Origin of the sequence: Agromyces sp. MMS24-JH15, assembly GCF_043518605.1 — a bacterium.
Lineage (GTDB): Bacteria > Actinomycetota > Actinomycetes > Actinomycetales > Microbacteriaceae > Agromyces.
Genome location: NZ_CP171358.1, coordinates 3278156 through 3295701 on the forward strand (window position 1 = coordinate 3278156; position 17546 = coordinate 3295701).

15 protein-coding genes are annotated in these 17546 nt (G+C 72.4%); 3 read left to right on the top strand and 12 right to left on the bottom strand.

Going from position 1 to position 17546, the window contains the following annotated elements; genetic code table 11:
- Nucleotides 1–95 precede the first annotated feature (95 nt).
- The 11 genes from murG to ACDF64_RS14980 form a co-directional block, all read right to left on the bottom strand.
- Nucleotides 96–1196 carry an undecaprenyldiphospho-muramoylpentapeptide beta-N-acetylglucosaminyltransferase gene (gene murG, locus ACDF64_RS14930; protein WP_394552145.1) on the bottom strand — a complete coding sequence of 367 codons (1101 nt, stop codon included), beginning with the start codon at nucleotides 1194–1196 and terminating at the stop codon, nucleotides 96–98.
- Complete coding sequence (locus ACDF64_RS14935; protein ID WP_394552146.1) at nucleotides 1193–2455, bottom strand: putative peptidoglycan glycosyltransferase FtsW; 1263 nt, start codon at nucleotides 2453–2455, stop codon at nucleotides 1193–1195. Before ACDF64_RS14935 ends, murG begins: the two co-directional genes overlap by 4 nt.
- Entirely contained in the window at nucleotides 2409–3962 is a 1554-nt protein-coding gene (murD, locus tag ACDF64_RS14940; protein ID WP_394552147.1) for a UDP-N-acetylmuramoyl-L-alanine--D-glutamate ligase, read from the bottom strand. The genes ACDF64_RS14935 and murD overlap by 47 nt, the downstream gene beginning before the upstream one ends.
- Nucleotides 3947–5044, bottom strand: a complete 1098-nt coding sequence (mraY, locus tag ACDF64_RS14945) for a phospho-N-acetylmuramoyl-pentapeptide-transferase (RefSeq protein ID WP_394552148.1) — start codon at nucleotides 5042–5044, stop codon at nucleotides 3947–3949. The genes murD and mraY overlap by 16 nt, the downstream gene beginning before the upstream one ends.
- Before the next feature lie 52 nt (nucleotides 5045–5096).
- The gene (gene murF / locus ACDF64_RS14950) at nucleotides 5097–6503 is read right to left on the bottom strand and encodes a UDP-N-acetylmuramoyl-tripeptide--D-alanyl-D-alanine ligase (RefSeq protein ID WP_394552149.1); all 1407 of its coding nucleotides are present in this window, start codon (nucleotides 6501–6503) and stop codon (nucleotides 5097–5099) included.
- The gene (locus ACDF64_RS14955; protein WP_394552150.1) at nucleotides 6500–8053 is read right to left on the bottom strand and encodes a Mur ligase family protein; all 1554 of its coding nucleotides are present in this window, start codon (nucleotides 8051–8053) and stop codon (nucleotides 6500–6502) included. Before ACDF64_RS14955 ends, murF begins: the two co-directional genes overlap by 4 nt.
- A gap of 13 nt (nucleotides 8054–8066) precedes the next feature.
- Complete coding sequence (locus ACDF64_RS14960; RefSeq protein ID WP_394552151.1) at nucleotides 8067–9875, bottom strand: peptidoglycan D,D-transpeptidase FtsI family protein; 1809 nt, start codon at nucleotides 9873–9875, stop codon at nucleotides 8067–8069.
- A 44-nt stretch (nucleotides 9876–9919) separates the two neighbouring features.
- The gene (locus ACDF64_RS14965) at nucleotides 9920–10489 is read right to left on the bottom strand and encodes a hypothetical protein (RefSeq protein ID WP_394552152.1); all 570 of its coding nucleotides are present in this window, start codon (nucleotides 10487–10489) and stop codon (nucleotides 9920–9922) included.
- Entirely contained in the window at nucleotides 10486–11439 is a 954-nt protein-coding gene (gene rsmH / locus ACDF64_RS14970; protein ID WP_394552153.1) for a 16S rRNA (cytosine(1402)-N(4))-methyltransferase RsmH, read from the bottom strand. The genes ACDF64_RS14965 and rsmH overlap by 4 nt, the downstream gene beginning before the upstream one ends.
- 95 nt (nucleotides 11440–11534) lie before the next feature.
- Nucleotides 11535–11966 carry a division/cell wall cluster transcriptional repressor MraZ gene (gene mraZ, locus ACDF64_RS14975; RefSeq protein ID WP_394552154.1) on the bottom strand — a complete coding sequence of 144 codons (432 nt, stop codon included), beginning with the start codon at nucleotides 11964–11966 and terminating at the stop codon, nucleotides 11535–11537.
- Nucleotides 11967–12320: 354 nt separating this feature from the next.
- Nucleotides 12321–12698, bottom strand: a complete 378-nt coding sequence (locus ACDF64_RS14980) for a DUF3040 domain-containing protein (RefSeq protein WP_394555165.1) — start codon at nucleotides 12696–12698, stop codon at nucleotides 12321–12323.
- 73 nt (nucleotides 12699–12771) lie between these two features.
- Here ACDF64_RS14980 and ACDF64_RS14985 point away from each other — a divergent pair, with 73 nt between their 5' ends.
- The gene (locus tag ACDF64_RS14985; protein WP_394552155.1) at nucleotides 12772–13854 is read left to right on the top strand and encodes a polyprenyl synthetase family protein; all 1083 of its coding nucleotides are present in this window, start codon (nucleotides 12772–12774) and stop codon (nucleotides 13852–13854) included.
- A 27-nt stretch (nucleotides 13855–13881) separates the two neighbouring features.
- On the opposite strand, the gene ACDF64_RS14990 is transcribed toward ACDF64_RS14985, so the two are convergent.
- On the bottom strand, nucleotides 13882–14220 hold the full coding sequence (locus ACDF64_RS14990; RefSeq protein ID WP_394552156.1) for an Rv2175c family DNA-binding protein: 339 nt from the start codon (nucleotides 14218–14220) through the stop codon (nucleotides 13882–13884).
- Between the two features lie 125 nt (nucleotides 14221–14345).
- On the opposite strand from ACDF64_RS14990, the gene ACDF64_RS14995 reads away from it, so the two are divergent.
- Together ACDF64_RS14995 and pknB are read left to right on the top strand one after the other, a co-directional pair.
- The gene (locus tag ACDF64_RS14995; RefSeq protein ID WP_394552157.1) at nucleotides 14346–15428 is read left to right on the top strand and encodes a LysM peptidoglycan-binding domain-containing protein; all 1083 of its coding nucleotides are present in this window, start codon (nucleotides 14346–14348) and stop codon (nucleotides 15426–15428) included.
- A gap of 122 nt (nucleotides 15429–15550) precedes the next feature.
- The gene (gene pknB, locus ACDF64_RS15000) at nucleotides 15551–17479 is read left to right on the top strand and encodes a Stk1 family PASTA domain-containing Ser/Thr kinase (protein WP_394552158.1); all 1929 of its coding nucleotides are present in this window, start codon (nucleotides 15551–15553) and stop codon (nucleotides 17477–17479) included.
- The last annotated feature ends 67 nt before the right edge of the window (nucleotides 17480–17546 follow it).

Genomic DNA, 17546 nt, shown 5'->3' on the forward strand with positions numbered 1-17546 from the left:
GTGCGGTCTTCCTCGTGGTCGGATCGGGCGGGCTCGGCCCGCGGCGGGTGGCGGCAGGGCGCCCGGATGCAACGTTACGCGCCTTCGGCGCCGCCTCAGGCTCCCCCGCCGGATCGGGGGGATCCGGCGGCCAGCGCACGGTCGACCAGGGCGACCATGCGGTCGGTGCCGTCGAGGAGGCCGGCCGAGCGCGCGGACGCGGCCATCGCGCGCACGCGCTCGCGGTCGCCGAGGAGCGGCACGAGGTGCTCGCGCACCCACGCGGGCGTGAACTCCGCGTCGTCGACGAGGATGCCCCCGCCTGCGGCGACCACGCCGGCCGCGTTGAACCGTTGCTCGCCGTTGCCGACCGGGTACGGGACGTAGATCGCGGGAATGCCGAGCGCGGCCAGCTCGCTCACGGTCGCCGCTCCCGCGCGGGAGACCGCGAGGTCCGCGACCGCCAGGGCCAGGTCCATGCGGTTCGCGTACTCGACCATCGCGTAGCCGGGCAGTCCCGGATCCGCGACCTCGCTCGAGGCGCCCGTGACGTGCAGCACCTGCCAGCCGGTCTCGAGCACCGCGGCCGCGGCATCCACCATGGTCCGGTTGATCCGGCGCGCGCCGAGCGACCCGCCGGTCGCCAGCAGCACGGGCCGGTCCGGATCGAGCCCGAAGTGGGCGATCGCCTCGGCGCGCACGGCCGCGCGGTCGAGGGTCTCGATCTCGCGGCGGAGCGGCATGCCGACGACCTCGGCCCGCGGCAGGACCGTGCCCTCGAACGCCACGCCCGTGGCCGCGGCGAACCTCGCGCCCAGGCGGTTCGCGAGTCCGGGCCGCGCGTTCGCCTCGTGGATCGCGACCGGCACGCCGCGGCGGCGCGCGGCCAGGTAGGCGGGGGTCGACACGTACCCGCCGAAGCCGACGACGACGTCGACGTGCGCGTCGTCGATGATCTTCGCGACGTCGTCGATCGAGCGGCGGAACCGGCCTGGGAACCGCACGGCGTTCGCGTTCGGGCGACGCGGGAACGGCACCTTCGCGATGGTCAGCAGGTCGTATCCGCGATCGGGCACGAGCCGCGACTCCAGGCCCTCGGCCGTGCCGAGCACGAGCACGGTCGCGTCGGCGTGCCGCTCGCGAAGTCGGTCGGCGACGGCGAGCAGGGGGTTCACGTGGCCCGCGGTCCCGCCGCCGGCCAGCAGGAAGACGCTCATCGAGCCGTCTTCCCCGTTCGGCGCGAACCGCGGGTCGAACGTCCGGCGCCCGACGCCGCCAGCGCGGACTGCCGGGAGATCGACAGCGCGATGCCGATCGCGACGAGCGTGGTGAGCAGTGCGGTGCCGCCCGCCGACACGAGCGGGAGCGGCACGCCGAGGACCGGGAGGAGCTTCAGCACGACAGCGATATTGACACATGCCTGGCCGACGACCCACACGAGGACCGCGGCGGACGAGGCCCGGCCGAAGGGCGTGACGGCGTGGCGCAGCACGCGGGTCAGCGCGATCGCGAGCACGACGAACATCCCGATCACGACGATCGCCCCGATCAGCCCCAGTTCCTCGCCCACGATCGCGAAGATGAAGTCGTTGTCGGCGGCCGGGAGCCACGACCACTTCGCCGCCGAGTTGCCGAGGCCGACGCCGAAGACGCCGCCGTTGGCGAGCGCGAACATGCCGTGCTGGATCTGCCAGCAGCCGTCGACGTCGATGGTCGTGCACTGCTCGTTGAAGAACGACGTGATGCGCGTGAGCCGGCTCTCGCTCGAGACGCCGACCATCGCGAAGACGATCACGCCGACGACGACCGGGATGGCCAGCAGGCGGAGCCGCACGCCGATGAGGAACAGCGCGCCGAGGAGCATGGTCGACATGATCACGACCGTGCCGAGGTCGCCGCCGATGAGCACGAGCCCGATCGCGGTCCCGCCGACCAGGAGGATCGGCAGCAGGCCGTGCACGAAGTCGGTCAGCTGGTGCTGCTTGCGCGTGACGATCGTGCCGAGCCAGATGACGAGCGCGACCTTGATCATCTCCGACGGCTGGAACGGCGGGATCGGGCCGAGCGCGAGCCAGTTCGTGTTTCCGCCGACCTCGACGCCCATGGGCGTCGCGACGACGAGGAGCTGCAGGAACGACGAGAACGCGAGCATCGGCCACGCGACCAGTTCCCACGCGCGCTGCGGGAACCGGCTCGCGACGAGCATCATCGGGACGCCGATGAGCGCGTAGACGCCCTGCCGTCCGGCCTGCACGAGGAACCCGCCGTCCTCGAGCCGCGACTCGACGACGGACGACGACATGACCATCACGAGCCCGAAGACCGTGAGGAACAGGGTCGTCCCGAGCAGCAGGTAGTAGTCGGCCGACTCCGCACGGAACAGGCCGCCGAGCCGGATGCGCGACGCGGCGACGCCGCCCCGGGCGCCGTCAGGCTGGGCTGCCGGGCGTGCCGTCCTCGGCGGCGTCGTGGTCATCCGCCTCTCCTCCCAGCATCGCCCGGACCGCCTCGTGGAATCGCCGCCCTCGGTCGGCGTAGTCGGCGAACTGGTCCATCGAGGCGGCAGCCGGCGCGAGGAGGACGGTGTCGCCCTCCGCCGCGACGGAGGCCGCGAGCGCGACCGCCTCCGGCATCACCGTCTCAGTGTCATCCGCGACGACCTCGAAGAGAGGCAGTTCCGGCGCGTGTCGGCGGAATGCCGCGACGAGCGCCGTACGGTCGCGCCCGATGACGACGGCCGCCCGGAGCCGGCCGACGTGCGCGGCGACGAGTGCGTCCGCGTCGACCCCCTTGAGCAGGCCGCCGACGATCCACACGACCCGGTCGAAGGCGCGGAGCGACGCCTCGGCAGCGTGCGGGTTGGTCGCCTTGGAGTCGTCGATCCAGCGGATGCCGCCGGCCAGCGCGACCGCCTGGATCCGGTGCGCGTCGAGCCGGAAGTCGCCGAGCGCGTCGTGGATCACGCCGACCGGGACGCCGGCCGCACGCACCAGCGCCGAGGCGGCGAGGATGTTCTGCACGACGTGCGGCGCGGCGAGCCCGCGCGGTTCGAGTTCGGCGAGCGTCGTGATCTCGAGCGCCGCCGTCCGCCGTTCCTCGAGGAACGCGCGGTCGCACAGGATGCCCTCGACGACGCCGAAGTCGCTCGGCCCCGGCGTGTCCAGCCCGAAGCCGATCGCGCGCGCACCGTCCTCGACCTCGGCATCCTCGACCATCCCCCGGGTCGCCTCGTCCGCGCGGTTGTACACGCACGCGATCCGCGTGTTCGCGTACACCTTGGCCTTCGCCGCCGCGTACGCCTCTGGCGAGCCGTGCCAGTCGAGGTGGTCGTCGGCGAGGTTCAGGCACACGCTCGCGAGCGGATGCACCGCACCGGGCCCTGCCGTGGGCAGGTGGTGGAGCTGGTAGCTCGAGAGCTCGACGACGAGCACGTCGAAGCCGCCCGGGTCGCGCACGGCGTCGAGGACCGGGATGCCGATGTTCCCGCACGGCGCCGCGCGCAGCCCGTTCGCCGCGAGGAAGGTCGCCGCGAGCTGCACGGTCGTGGTCTTGCCGTTCGTCCCGGTGACGAGGATCCACTCGGCAGCGGCGACCTTGTCGCGCACGCGCCAGGCGAGCTCGATGTCGCCCCAGACCGGGACGCCGGATTCCGCGGCCCACTCCAGCACCGGATGGTCCGGGTGGAAGCCCGGCGAGGCGATGAGCACCTCGGGCTCGAACGACGCGAGCTCCTCGGGGACGACGTCGAGCGGATGCGTGAGGAGCCGCGCGCCGATGACGTCGAGGATGCGGGCGCGATCCTCGTCGGCGGCCGGAGCGAGCACGAGCACCTCCGCGCCGAGCTCGGTGAGCGTGTCGGCGACCGCGAACCCGGTCACGCCGAGGCCGAGCACCGCGACGCGGAGGCCGGACCAGTCGGCGTGCCAGCTCGTCAGCGCGGCGAGGCGATCGCGCGAGGCATCCGCCATCAGCTCTGGAGCCATTCGAAGTAGAACGCGCCCACGCCCGCGGCGGCGAGCAGGCCCGCGATGATCCAGAACCGGACCACGATCGTGACCTCGGCCCAGCCCTTGAGCTCGAAGTGGTGGTGGATCGGGCTCATCAGGAAGATCCGCTTGCCGCGCGTGACCTTGAAGTACGCGCGTTGCACGATCACCGATCCGGTCTCGATCACGAAGAGGCCGCCGATGAGCAGGAGCAGGAGCTCGGTGCGGCTGAGGATCGCGAGCGCTGCGAGCGCGCCGCCGAGCGCGAGCGACCCGGTGTCGCCCATGTAGATGTGCGCGGGGTTCGTGTTCCACCAGAGGAATCCGACGAGGCCGCCGACGATGGCGGTCGCGAGGATGGCGAGGTCCAGCGGATCGCGCACGTCGTAGCAGCGGTAGACGTCGCTCGGGTTCAGGTTGTCGCTGAAGCACGACTGGTTGAACTGCCAGAAGCCGATGATGATGAACGACCCGATCGCGAGGATCGAGGCGCCGCCCGCGAGTCCGTCGAGGCCGTCGGTGACGTTCACGCCGTTCGAGGCCGCCGCGCTGAGCAGGCAGATCCAGACGACGTAGAGGACGACCCCGACGATCGTGCCGAACACCATGAAGTCCAGCGGCAGGTCGCGGATGAACGAGATCTTCGTGGTCGCGGGCGTCGCGCCCTGCTGGTTGGGGAACTGCAGGGCGAGCAGCGCGAACACGCCCGCCACGACGACCTGGCCGACGACCTTCGCCCATCCGCCGAGCCCGAGGCTCTGCTTCTTGCGGGTCTTCAGGAAGTCGTCGACGAACCCGACGACGCCGAGCCCGACCATCATCAGCAGCACGAGCATCCCGGAGGCCGTGGGCGGTTCGTTGCTGATCAGCAGGGTCGCCGTGAAGTAGCCGAAGAGCGTCCCGAGGATGAAGATGATCCCGCCCATCGTGGGCGTCCCGCGCTTGACGTGGTGGCTCTGCGGCCCGTCGTCGCGGATGAACTGGCCCCACCCGAGCTTCACGAACAGCCGGATGAACAGCGGGGTCAGGAAGAGCGTGAAGGCGAGCGACAGCGCGCCTGCGCTCAGGAGTGCTCTCACGCGGCTTCTCCAAGTCGGTCGAGGTGGCTGGTGGTCGGCGCAGTCCCGCTGCTCACGCGAACCATTCTCCCAGTCGGTCGCCGAGGTGGCGGAGCCCCGCCGAGTTCGACGATTTCACGAGCACGGTGTCGCCGGGGCGCACCTTGGACACGACCAGGTCGAACGCCTCGTCCTGGGTCTCGACGAATTCGGACTCGCCGTCCCACGAGCCCTCGTTGATGGTCGAGATGTGCAGGCGCCGCGCGCCCGCGCCGACGACCACGAGCTGCGAGATGCCGAGCCGGACCGCCAGCAGGCCGATCCGGTCGTGCTCCTCGCCGGAGTACTCGCCGAGTTCGCTCATCTCGCCGAGCACCGCGATCGTGGCGCCGTCGCCGCGCACCTGCGCGAGCGTCTTGAGCGCGGCGGCCATCGAGTCGGGGCTCGCGTTGTAGGCGTCGTTGATCACGGTGACGCCGTCGCGCCCGCCCAGCAGTTCCATCCGCCAGCGTTCGGCCAGGGTGACGGTCTCGAGCGCGGCCCCGATCTCCTCGAGCGGCACGCCGAACTCGAGGGCGGCCGCGGTCGCGGCGAGCGCGTTCAGGACATGGTGCTCGCCGAGCACCCCGAACCGCACCCGCGTGGATGCCCCGCCCGCGGCCAGGGTGAAGTCGGTGCCGCGCGCGTGGACGACGACGTCGGTCGCCCGGACGTCGGCGTCCTCCCCCAGCCCGAATCGCACGACGCGGGCCTCCGTGACGGCGGCCATCGCCGCGACGCGCGGGTCGTCCGCGTTCAGGATCGCGACCTCGGTCGGCAGCAGGTCGGTGACCATCTCCGACTTCGCGCGCACGGTCTGCTCGATCCCGCCGAACTCGCCGGCATGCGCGAGGCCGACCTTCAGCACGATGCCGACGTCGGGGTGGGCCATCTTCACGAGTCGCGCGATCTCGCCGACCGCAGACGCGCCCATCTCGGCGACGAGGAACTCGGTCTCCTCGGTCAGCTCGAGCATCGTGATCGGGCCGCCGACCTCGTTGTTGAACGACTTGCGGGAGGCCACCGTCGATCCGACGCGCTCGAGGATGGTCCGCAGCAGGTTCTTGGTCGTGGTCTTGCCGTTCGAGCCGGTGACCGCGACGATGCGGAGCCGCCCGAGCTCGCGGACGCGTCGCACGACCTCGGTCGCGAGCGCGCCGAGCGCGTGGACCGTGTCGACGACGACGACCTGCGGAACCGGGAGGTCGAGCGGATGCTCCACCACGAGCAGCGCCGCGCCCCGCTCGACCGCGGCCGGGGCGAAGCGGTGGCCGTCGTCGAACTCGCCGCGCTTGGCGAAGAAGACGCCGCCCGGCTCGACCTCGCGCGAGTCGGTCGTCACCGCGCCGTCGACGATCGTGCCGGGCGCGGCATCCGTGCCGCCCGGGTGCAGCGTGCCGCCGGTGGCGGCGACGATGTCGGCGAGGGTCATCGCGATCATGCGGGCCATCCCGCCTCGCGCAGCGCCAGCCGCGCGTCGTCACGTGCAGAGTAGGGGATCTTCACGCCGTTCACCTCGTGGTAGTCCTCGTGTCCGGGTCCCGCGTACAGGATCGCGTCGCCCTCGCCCGCGAGCGAGAGCGCGAGTCGGAAGGCCGCCCGGGGATCGGCCTCCTCGTGGATCTCGCGGTCGGGCACCGCGGCCCTCGCGCCCTCGATGAGCGCGGCGCGGATCGCCGCCGGGTCCTCGGTGCGGGGATGGAAGTCCGTGATCACGACCACGTCCGAGCCGCGGGCGGCGATCGCGCCCATCTCGGCGCGCTTGGAGGTGTCGCGGTCGCCGTCGGCGCCGAACATCATGATGAGCCGACCGGGGACGAACGGGCGCAGGGCGCCGAGCGTCTGGAGGAACGCGTCCGGGCTGTGCCCGTAGTCGATGAGCACGAGCGGCCCGCGCTCACCCGACACCCGCTCGGCGCGGCCGGGGATGTAGGCACGGATGCCGCCGTCGCGCCCCAGCGCCTCGCCGATCCGCGCGAGCGGGATGCCGCCCTCGACGAGCATGACGATCGCGAGCGCCGCGTTCGCGGCCATGAACCAGCCGACCAGCGGGACGGTCGTCTCGAGTGCCTCGTCGCCGGGCCCCTCGAGCCGGAAGTGCGTCTCGGTCGCGGTCGCATCGAGCACGGACATCCGCCAGTCGGCGTCGACGTCGGCGAGCGTGGTGAGGGTCGCGACCGGCACCCCCGCCTCGGCGGCGAGTCGGCGGCCCCACTCGGAGTCGACCGTCACGACGGCGCGGCGGGCGCGGTCGGGCTGGAACAGCACGCGCTTGGCCTCGAAGTACTCCTCCATCGACGCGTAGTCGTCGAGGTGGTCGTGCGTGAGGTTGGTGAAGCCGGCCACGTCGAAGACGATGCCGTCGACGCGGTGGCGGCTGAGCGCCTGCGCCGAGACCTCGACGCCGAACCCGGTCGCGCCGAGCTCGCGGCCGCGGGCCAGGAGCGCGTGCAGGTCGCTCGCCTCCGGCGTGGTGAGCGAGCTCGTGACGGCCTCGTCGTCGATCCGGCGCTCGGCCGTCGACGTGAGTCCGGCGACGAGCCCGAGCTGGCGGAGCATCCCGAACAGCAGGTAGACGACGCTGGTCTTGCCGTTGGTGCCCGTCACGGCGTAGAGGGTCGCGTCGCCCTCCGCGGTGCGGTGGACCCACGCGGCGACGTCGCCGAGCCGGGCACGCGGCGCGTCGGCGACGACCACGGGCAGGCCGGGCGCGGCGGCGGCCGCCTTCGCGGCGCCGTCGGCGTCGGTGAGGATCGCGACCGCACCCCGCTCGCGGGCCTCGGCGGCGAAATCGGCGCCGTGCACCCGCAGGCCGGGCAGGCCGACGTAGAGGTCCCCCGGTCGCACCGCCCCGGAGGCGATGACGACGCCGCTCACGTCGATCCCCGCGAGGTCGCCGTGCACGTCGAAGCCGAACTCGTCGATCAGGTCGCGCAGCGGTCGGGGAATCGGATGCAACGGCCGGAGAGCCGACGGTGGCGATCCGGTCACGAACCCAACTTTCTCACCAAGTGGCTGGCAGCTCGGGCGCCGGAGCGCCGGATGGAATGGTCCGGAACTGCTTCAGCACCTGGCTCATCACGTCGCGGAAGACGGGGGCGGAAGCCGCGGACGAGTTCATCTTAACGGCATTCATGATGCTCACCGAAACCACGAACTGCGGGTCGTCCGCGGGCGCGTAGCCCGACACCGACACCAGGTACTCCTTGCGGTAGCCGCCCTGGCCGTCCGGAACCTGGGCCGTTCCGGTCTTCGCCGCGACCCGGTAGCCGGGGATCCTCCACGTCGCGTCGAGCCATCCGTGCAGGTAGACCTGCTCGAGCATCGCGGTGGTCTGGTCCGCCGCAGCGGCCGAGATGACCCGCTGCCCGTCGGTCGGCGGTTCCTCGGTCACGGTGCCGTCCGGGGCCGTGCATCCCTCGACCAGCGTGACCGGCATCCGGACCCCGTGGTTGGCGATCGCCTGGTACGCGCTGGTGATCTGGATCGAGGTGGTCGTGAGGCCCTGGCCGAACGTGGTCGTGTAGTAGGTCTGGTTGTCCCAGTCCGCCGGGTCGCCGTGCAGGTCGCCGGATGCCTCGCTCGGGAAGCCGACCTCGCTCTCGCGGCCGAGCCCGAAGTCGAGCATGTACTGGTACCGCTGCTCTGGGGTGAGCAGTTCGCCGAACTGGGACATGCCGGTGTTCGAGCTTTCGATGAGCACGCCCGTGAGCGTGAGGTTCTCGGCCTCGTGGAAGGCGCTGTCGTTGATGTTCGCGCCGTTCGGCGGGAGGTACTTGTAGTCCGCCACGACCCCGCTCGAGGGGCCCGCGACGCCCGCGTCGACCACCGACGCGGCCGTGAGCGCCTTGAACGTCGAGCCCGGCTCGAACGGCGCGGTGAACGCGCGCGATCCGCGGTTCACCGAGTCGGTCGAGGTGGGGTCGTTCGGGTCCACGGTCGGCACGTCGGCGACGGCCAGGAGCTTGCCCGTCTTGGCCTCCATGACCGTGACGACCGCCCATTCGGCCCCGACCGCCTGCACCTGCGCCTCGGCGATGCGCTGCACCGCGAACTGCAGGTCGCGGTCGATCGTGAGCTGGAGGGTCCCGCCGTCGCTCGCCTGCTTGCGCACGGTCTCGGTGCCGGGGATCTCGACCCAGTCCTCGAGGCTGCGCAGGGAGCTCACGAGCCCGTCCTCGCTCGCGAGGCATTCGTCCTCGCTGAGCTCGAGTCCCGCGAGCGCCTCGCCGTCGGTCCCGGTGAAGCCGATGAGGTTGCCGGCGACCGCGCCGTTCGGGTACCGGCGGCTCGGATGCACCCACGGCTCGACCCACGGGATGCCGAGTGCCTTCACCTTCTCGTACACGTCGGCGTCGACGAGCTTCGCGACGTAGGCGAAGTCCGAGTTCGGATCCTCCGCGAGGTGCGAGTCGATGATCGCGATGATGTCCGCCGGGCCCCGGCCGATGACGGCGCCGAGCTCCGCGGCCGCCTGCTCGAGCCCGACCTCCACGGTCGTGGTCTTCGACGGGTCGGCCGGGTCGGGGACCTCGCGCTCGAACGGCGCCTTCCGCGACTGCTTGGGCGACAGTGCGATGTCCCAGCGCATCACGCTGTCGGCCAGCACGACGCCGTTCCGGTCGACGATGTCGCCGCGCGAGCCGTAGACGGGCACGTCGCGCGACCGGATCGCCTCCGCCTCCTCGTTGAGCTCGGCCGCCCGCACGACCTGGATGTCGACGAGGCGGACGAGGAAGACGGCGACGAGCGCGACCAGCAGGAGCCCCGCGAGGGCGATACGCCAGAGCGGCCGACGGTTCGTGCGGTTCATCCGTTCGTGGGCCTCCGGGTCGGGTCGGATCTGGTGCGAGCTCGCTAGTGGGTGTCCGGGGTCGGAAGAGCGTCGACCTGCGGCGGCGGTGCCGCCTCCCCCGGCGCCGCGACGGCGCCGTCGTTCGGAGTCTGCCCGGTGTCGCCCTGCGTCACGAGCGGCACGCCGCCGAGGAGCGCATTCGGGACGAGCGGCCCCGACGCTGCCGCGCCGCCCGTGGCCGCCTGCGGCTGCCCCAGCACCGCGGCGTCGCTGAGCCGCAGGTACACCGGCGCGTTGTTCGGCACCATGCCGAGCGCCTCCGCGTTCATGGCGAGGTACTGCGGCGACTCCTTGCGATCGATGTCCTCGCGGAGCTTCTGCTGCTGGCGCGTGAGCTCGACGCGGCGGGTCTCGTACCGGTCCGCCTCGTAGGCGCCCTCCGTCATCGCGAGGCTGAGCAGCAGCTGTGCGCTGATGATCGCGAGGAGTCCGACGGTCGAGACGATCGCGTACGCGAGGCGCGGCCGGCGACCCGCGCCGGTCTCGGGTGCCGGCCGGAGGACGCGGCCCGGTGCGACCGGCTGCGCAGCGGGCTTGCGCTGCGGGCGCCCGGTGACGGGGACGGCGGTCACGACGGCCTCCGCACCCGCTCGGCCGCGCGGAGGCGAACGGGCTTGGCCCTGGGGTTCGCCTCCTGCTCGGCCTCGCTCGCCAGCTCGGCTCCGCGCACGAGCACCTTGAACTGCGGGCGGTGCTCGGGCAGTTCCATCGGCAGTCCGGGCGGGGCGGACGACGTCGACGCCGACTGGAGGCTTCGCTTGACGATGCGGTCCTCGAGCGACTGGTAGGCGAGCACGAGGATCCGCCCGCCGACGGCGATCGAGTCGAGCGCGGCGGGCATCGCGCGCTCGAGCACCGAGAGCTCCTCGTTGACCTCGATCCGCAGCGCCTGGAAGACGCGCTTGGCCGGATGCCCCTGCCGCTGGACCGCCACCGGTGTGGCGTCCGTGATGATCGAGACGAGTTCGGCGGATCGGGTGATCGGCCGCTCGGCGCGGGCGCGCACGATCGCCCGGGCGTACCGGGCGGACAGCTTCTCCTCGCCGTAGTCCTGGAAGATCCGCCTGAGCTCGTCCTCGCTCGCCTCGGCGATGACGTCCGCCGCGGTCCGGCCCCGCGTGGAGTCCATGCGCATGTCGAGCGGGGCGTCCTTCGAGTAGGCGAAGCCGCGCTCGGCCCGGTCGAGCTGGAGCGAGGAGACGCCGAGGTCGAAGAGCACGCCCTGCACCTCCGAGTAGCCCTCGGAGCGGATGGCCCGCGCGATGCCGTCGTACACGGTGTGCACGAAGCGCGCCCGGTCGCCGAAGGGGGCGAGCCGCTCTCGCGCGATTGCGAGGGCGTCGGTGTCGCGGTCGAGGCCGATCACCGTCAGTCCCGGGAACCGCTCGAGGAATGCGCGCGTGTGCCCGCCCATCCCGAGCGTCGCGTCGACGAGGACGGCGCCCGGCCGGTCGAGGGCGGGGGCGAGCAACTCGACCGTGCGGTCGAGCATCACCGGGGTGTGGATGCGTTCGATGTCCATGATGACGGGACTCCCTCCCGAGCTCCGATCCCCATCCGTTCGTCCTGACGCGGGGAAGTGCGCCAGGCCCGTACGGCTGGGAGTCGCAGCCCGGGTCAGAAGAGTCCGGGGATCACCTCCTCCGCCGTTTCCGCGAAGGCCGCCTCCTGCTCGGCGAGGTACGTCTGCCACGCCTCGGCCGCCCAGATCTCCACGCGGCTGCCCGCTCCGATGACCGCGAGGTCGCGGCCGAGGCCGGCGTACGCGCGAAGCGTCGCCGGAATGGTGACCCGGTGCTGCTTGTCGGGGGTCTCCGCGGATGCCCCCGAGAGGAAGACGCGCATGTAGTCGCGCGCCTGCTTGCTCGTCACGGGGGCCTGGCGGATCTTCTCGCTCATCTCCTCGAACTCCCTCGCGCTGAACACGTACACGCAGCGCTCCTGTCCGCGCGTCAGCACGAGTCCGTTCGAGAGTTCCTCCCGGAACTTGGCAGGAAGAATGATGCGGCCCTTCTCGTCGAGCTTCGGCTCGTACGTCCCGAGGAACACCGCACCACCCCCTTTCCTCCGGCCAGGATCCAGGTGGCTCCACCCTACTCCACTCTCCTCCACTTGGCAACGGAACTGGACCGCTCCGGCCGTTTCGGCATCGGGGTCACGGCCGGAGAACCGCGGAATCTCAGGCCGGAAGGCAGGTGGATGGGTGTGGAGGGATTCGGGGCACGCGGCGCGTCAGCGGGCGCGTCGGGGCGCGCGTCGACGCGCGCGTCCGCGCATCCGGCAGCCCGATTCCGCCCCGCACCCCTGGATCGCGCACCCATCCCCCCGGATGACGCGGAAACGGGCCGATCCGAAGACCGACCCGTTCGACGTGTGGTGGGAAGTGGAGGACTCGCTGTACGGCTAGTCGCCGCCCTCCTGACGACGGTCCCAGCGCTCGTTGAGGCGGTCCATGAATCCGCCGCCGGACGCACGGCGCGCGGGCTTGGCCGTCGGGTCGCCCGCGGTCGGCTTGGCCGCCCCGCGCCGCGACGGACTGATCGCGAGCAGCACGCCGGCGAACATCAATCCGAAGCCGACGACGCCGATGACGACCATCTGGAGGGCGACCCCCGCGATCAGGCCGCCGACGCCGACCAGCCCGAGCAGGATGCCGAGCACGATCGATCGGTAGTTGGGTCGTCCTCGACCACTGACCGCCGCAACGAAATCTGCATCATTGCGATACAGATTGCGCTCCATCTCCTCGAGAAGACGTTGCTCCTGCTCTGAAAGCGGCATCTCATTCCCCTCAGTCCGGGATCGACGCATCCGCGGCCAGTCTAGTCCCGCGGCCCGCCGGTAGGCTAGGCGCGTGGACCACGGTACCGGGCTCGTCGACCTTGTTCAGCATCGCATCGACGGGTTCCTCGCCGACCGTGAGTCGATTCTCCGCTCGATGAGCCCGGACACTGCCCCGTTGGGGGAATTCTCCAAGCGATTTCTCAGCGGCGGCAAGCGCTTCCGGGCGCGATTCTGCTATTGGGGCTGGGCATCGGCGGCGCGCACGGACGAGGACCCGGCGGCCGTGGTCGCAGCGTCCGCCGCGCTCGAACTGTTCCACGCCGCCGCGCTCGTCCACGACGACATCATCGACAACTCGGACACCCGCCGCGGCGAGCCGGCCGCGCACCGGAGATTCGAGGAACGCCATGCGGTCTCCGGCTGGGCCGGCGACGGCGCGGAGTTCGGCCGCGCGGGCGCGATCCTGCTCGGCGACCTCCTGCTCGGCTGGAGCGACGAACTGCTCGACGAGGGGCTCGCACTCGTCCCGGCCGACTCGGCCCGGCGCGCGCGCGCCGAATTCATGCGGATGCGCACCGAGGTGACGGCCGGCCAGTACCTCGACATCCTCGAGGAGCGCGCCTGGCTCGTGGCTCCCGAGTCGGACCAGCGCGCCCGCGCCGAACGCGTCATCGTCTACAAGTCGGCGAAGTACAGCATCGAGTCGCCGCTCGCGCTCGGCGCGACGATCGCGGGCGGCGACGGCGAGGTCGTCGAAGCGCTCCGCGGCTTCGGCCTGCCGCTCGGCATCGCCTTCCAACTGCGGGACGACCTGCTCGGCGTCTTCGGCGATCCCGCCGTGACGGGCAAGCCCGCCGGCGACGACCTGCGCGAGGGCAAGCGCACCATGCTCGTCGCGATCGCGCGCGAACGGCTCGGCCCCGACGCCCGGCGCAGGCTCGACGACCTCCTGGGCGACCCCGCGCTGACCGCCGAGCAGGTGTCTGCGCTCCAGGCCGAGATCATCGGCAGCGGCGCCGTCGACGAGGTCGAGACGATCATCGCCGAGCACCTCGGTCGCGCGGATGCCGCCCTTGCCGCCGCGCCGATCGGCGACGCGGCGCGGACCGAGCTCGGCGCGCTCGCCGAGGCGGTCGTGCGGCGCAGCGCCTAAGCGCTGGGCGATACCGGGCGAGACGCCTCAGGCGAGTGCCTGGGCGATCCGCCGCACCTCGGCCTTGCGACCGCTGCGCAGCGCCGCGATCGGCGAGGTGCCGAGGCTGTCCTCCTCCTCGAGGAACCAGCGCAGCGCCTCCTCGTCGGTGAACCCGGCGTCGGAGAGCACGATCGCCGTGCCGTGCAGTTCGGGCAGCGGAGCGTCGTCGCGCAGGAAGAGCGCCGGCACCTTCAGGACGCCGTTCACCTTGGCGCCCAGGAGGTGGCGTTCGTCGATCAGCCTGCGCACGCGGCTCGGCGTCAGCCCGGTCAGCTCGATCAGGTCGGGGACGGTCAGCCATTCGATCTCGGGGAGGTCGGTCACGAGTCAAGATTGCCATGCACAACCGACGTCGGGAAGCCGCGCCGACGCGCGGCGCGGTCGTTGACGAGCCTGCCGCCCTGTGCAACCGTGGCGATGGGGGCGCGGATGCGCGGCGAGGGGGGCCCATGACGCACGAGGAGCAGGGGTCCGACCCGATGCGCCGCGGCGACCGCACCCGGCGGCGCGGACCGTTCCTCCGCGTCCTCGCCGCCCCGGCCGCCATCGTCGGCACGGTCGCGATCTCCCTCGGCATCGTCGCTCCGGCGGACGCGTCGCCAGCGCCGTCGAAGCGCTCGCAGCGGCCGCCCGCGCAGGCCGCGGGATCACGGACCCTGGCCCGCCCGGCCTCCGTCCCGGCCGCGCCCTCCGAGTACACGGTGGTCGAGGGCGACACCGTGAGCGGCGTCGCCGAACGGTTCGGGCTCGCGACGGCGGAGGTGCTCGCGCTCAACGGGCTCAGCTGGTCGACGCTCATCTTCCCGGGGCAGCGCCTCAGGCTGCCGAGCGGCCCCGCCGCGCCCGCGCCCGCGCCGGTCGAGATCCGGCGGCACGTCGTGGTCGAGGGCGACACCGTGTCCGCGATCGCCGCGGCGAACGGACTCGACCTCGCGGCCGTCCTCAGCGCGAACGGACTCGGCCGGGCCAGCCTGATCTTCCCGGGCGAGCAGCTCGTGCTCCCCCCGGGCGGCGCGGTCGTCCCGCCGCCCGCGGAGGCCGAGGCCCCCACTGCACCCGAGGCATCCACGGCACCTTCGGCACCCGGGCCCGACGCATCCGGCGCCGACGCACCGGTGGAGGCCCAACTCACCGACGAGATGCGCGCGAACGCGCGCATCGTCGTCGACGTCGGCCGGTCGCTCGGCGTCCCGGAGCGGGCGATCCTGATCGCGCTCGTCGCCGCCGCGCAGGAGTCGGGCCTGCGCAACGCGCCGACGGGCGACCAGGACTCGCTCGGCCTGTTCCAGCAGCGGCCGAGCCAGGGCTGGGGCACGCCCGCGGAGGTCCTCGACCCCGTGCGGTCGGCGACCGCGTTCTACGGCGGCGACGCCAACCCGAACCCGGGACTCACCCGGGGAATCCTCGACATCCCCGACTGGGAGGCCCTGCCGGTCGGTGCCGCAGCGCAGGCCGTGCAGATCAGCGCGCACCCCGACGCGTACGCGAAATGGGAGGCGCCGGCAGCGGCGTGGCTCGCCGAACTCGGCTGAACCCCGCGGACGGGTCCGACCCGCGCGACACCCCTCGATCGCGGGTCACGATGCAATTTCGATCGACGGCCCGCCCGGCGTTTGTCGAGGCCGAGGCGTCGGTCCGTCCGTACACTCTTCTGGTGACCACCGCGCCGCCCGATCCGATCATCGGCCGTCTCATCGACGGTCGGTATCAGGTGCGCTCGCGGATCGCCCGCGGGGGCATGGCCACGGTGTACCTCGCGACCGACCTGCGCCTCGAGCGCCGCGTCGCGATCAAGGTGATGCACGGGCACCTCGCCGACGACAACACGTTCAAGACCCGTTTCGTCCAGGAGGCGCGCAGCGCCGCCCGGCTCGCCCACCCCAACGTCGTCAACGTGTTCGACCAGGGCCAGGACGACGACATGGCGTACCTCGTCATGGAGTACCTCCCGGGCATCACGCTGCGCGAGCTCCTGAAGGACTACCGCCGGCTCACGCCCGAGCAAGCGGTCGACATCATGGACGCCGTGCTCGCCGGCCTCGCGGCCGCGCACAAGGCCGGCATCGTGCACCGCGACCTCAAGCCAGAGAACGTCCTGCTCGCCGACGACGGCAGGATCAAGCTGGGCGACTTCGGCCTCGCCCGAGCCGTGACCGCGAACACCGCGACCGGCCAGGCGCTCCTCGGCACGATCGCCTACCTCTCCCCCGAACTCGTCACGCGCGGCGTCGCCGATGCGCGCAGCGACATCTACGCCGTCGGCATCATGCTCTACGAGATGCTGACCGGCGAGCAGCCCTACGTCGGCGAGGCGCCGATGCAGATCGCCTACCAGCACGCCAACGAGTCGGTGCCGGCGCCGAGCGCGAAGCAGCCGTCAGTCCCGGCCGAGCTCGACGAGATCGTCGCTTGGGCGACCGCACGGGATCCCGACGAACGCCCCGCCGACGCCCGCGTGCTGCTCGATCGGCTGCGCGAGGTCGAGCCCGTCGTCCGCGGCCTGCGGCCCTCGGCGGCGTGGACGAGCGCGCTCACGCAGGTCGCGGCCACGACGGCCGAGACCCGCGTCCTGCAGCCCGCGACCATGCCCGCGACCGCCGCGACCTTCACCGCGGTCGCAGGGCTCGACGCGATCGCCGACGAGGCCGCCCCGGGAGCCGACACCGCGAGGCTCGCGACGAGCGCCGCGCGCCGTCGCCGTCGCGGCTACTGGCTCCTGGCCCTCGTGCTGCTCCTCACCGGGGTCGCGGCCGGCACCGGCTGGTACTTCGGCGCCGGCCCGGGCGCCGTCGTCACGGTTCCCGACGTCGCGACCCTCGCCCCCGACGCCGCGACCGAGGCCCTCGAGGAACTCGGCCTCGAGGTCGCGCCCGCCGAGCGCAGCGACCCCGAGATCGCCGCCGGCCTGGTCTCGGGAACGGACCCGGACTCCGGCGCGCGGCTCGCGCGCGGATCGACCGTGACGCTGTTCGTCTCGACCGGCCCGCGGATCCTGCCGCTGCCCGACGTGATCGGCATGCCCGAGGGGGCCGCGCGCGACGCGCTCGCCGAGTTCGCGGTCGCCGACGGCGTCCAGCAGCAGTTCTCCGCCGACGTCGCCGAAGGTTCGGTCATCGCCGTGCTCGACGGCACCGGCGCGCCCGCGCCCGCGGAGGTCGCCGAGCGCTCACCGCTCGCGCTCGTCGTGTCCGCCGGACCGGTGCCGGATGTCACGGGCAAGCCGATCTCGGAGGCCGAATCGATCCTCACCGGCGCCGGCCTCGTCCCCCAGCGCGGCGACGACGAGTTCAGCGACTCCGTGGCCAAGGACACCGTCATCTCGCAGGCCGCCACGACCGACCCGGTGCGGCCCGGCGACGCGATCACCCTCATCGTCTCGAAGGGGCAGGACCTCGTCGAGGTGCCCAACGTGATCACGGGCCAGACGGTCGCCGCGGCCCGCGCGCAGCTCGAGGCGCTGGGCTTCACGGTGACGTCGAACGTGCCCGCGTTCCTCGAGGGCGCGGTCATCGCCTCCGTCCAGGATCCGGCGCCCGGCACGATGGCCAAGCGCGGCTCGGAGATCAGCGTCAACTTCCAGTGAGCCGCGGCGCGGGTCCGGTTCACGCGCCGGTCGCGGCCCGTGACCGGGAACCTCGCGAGACGACGAC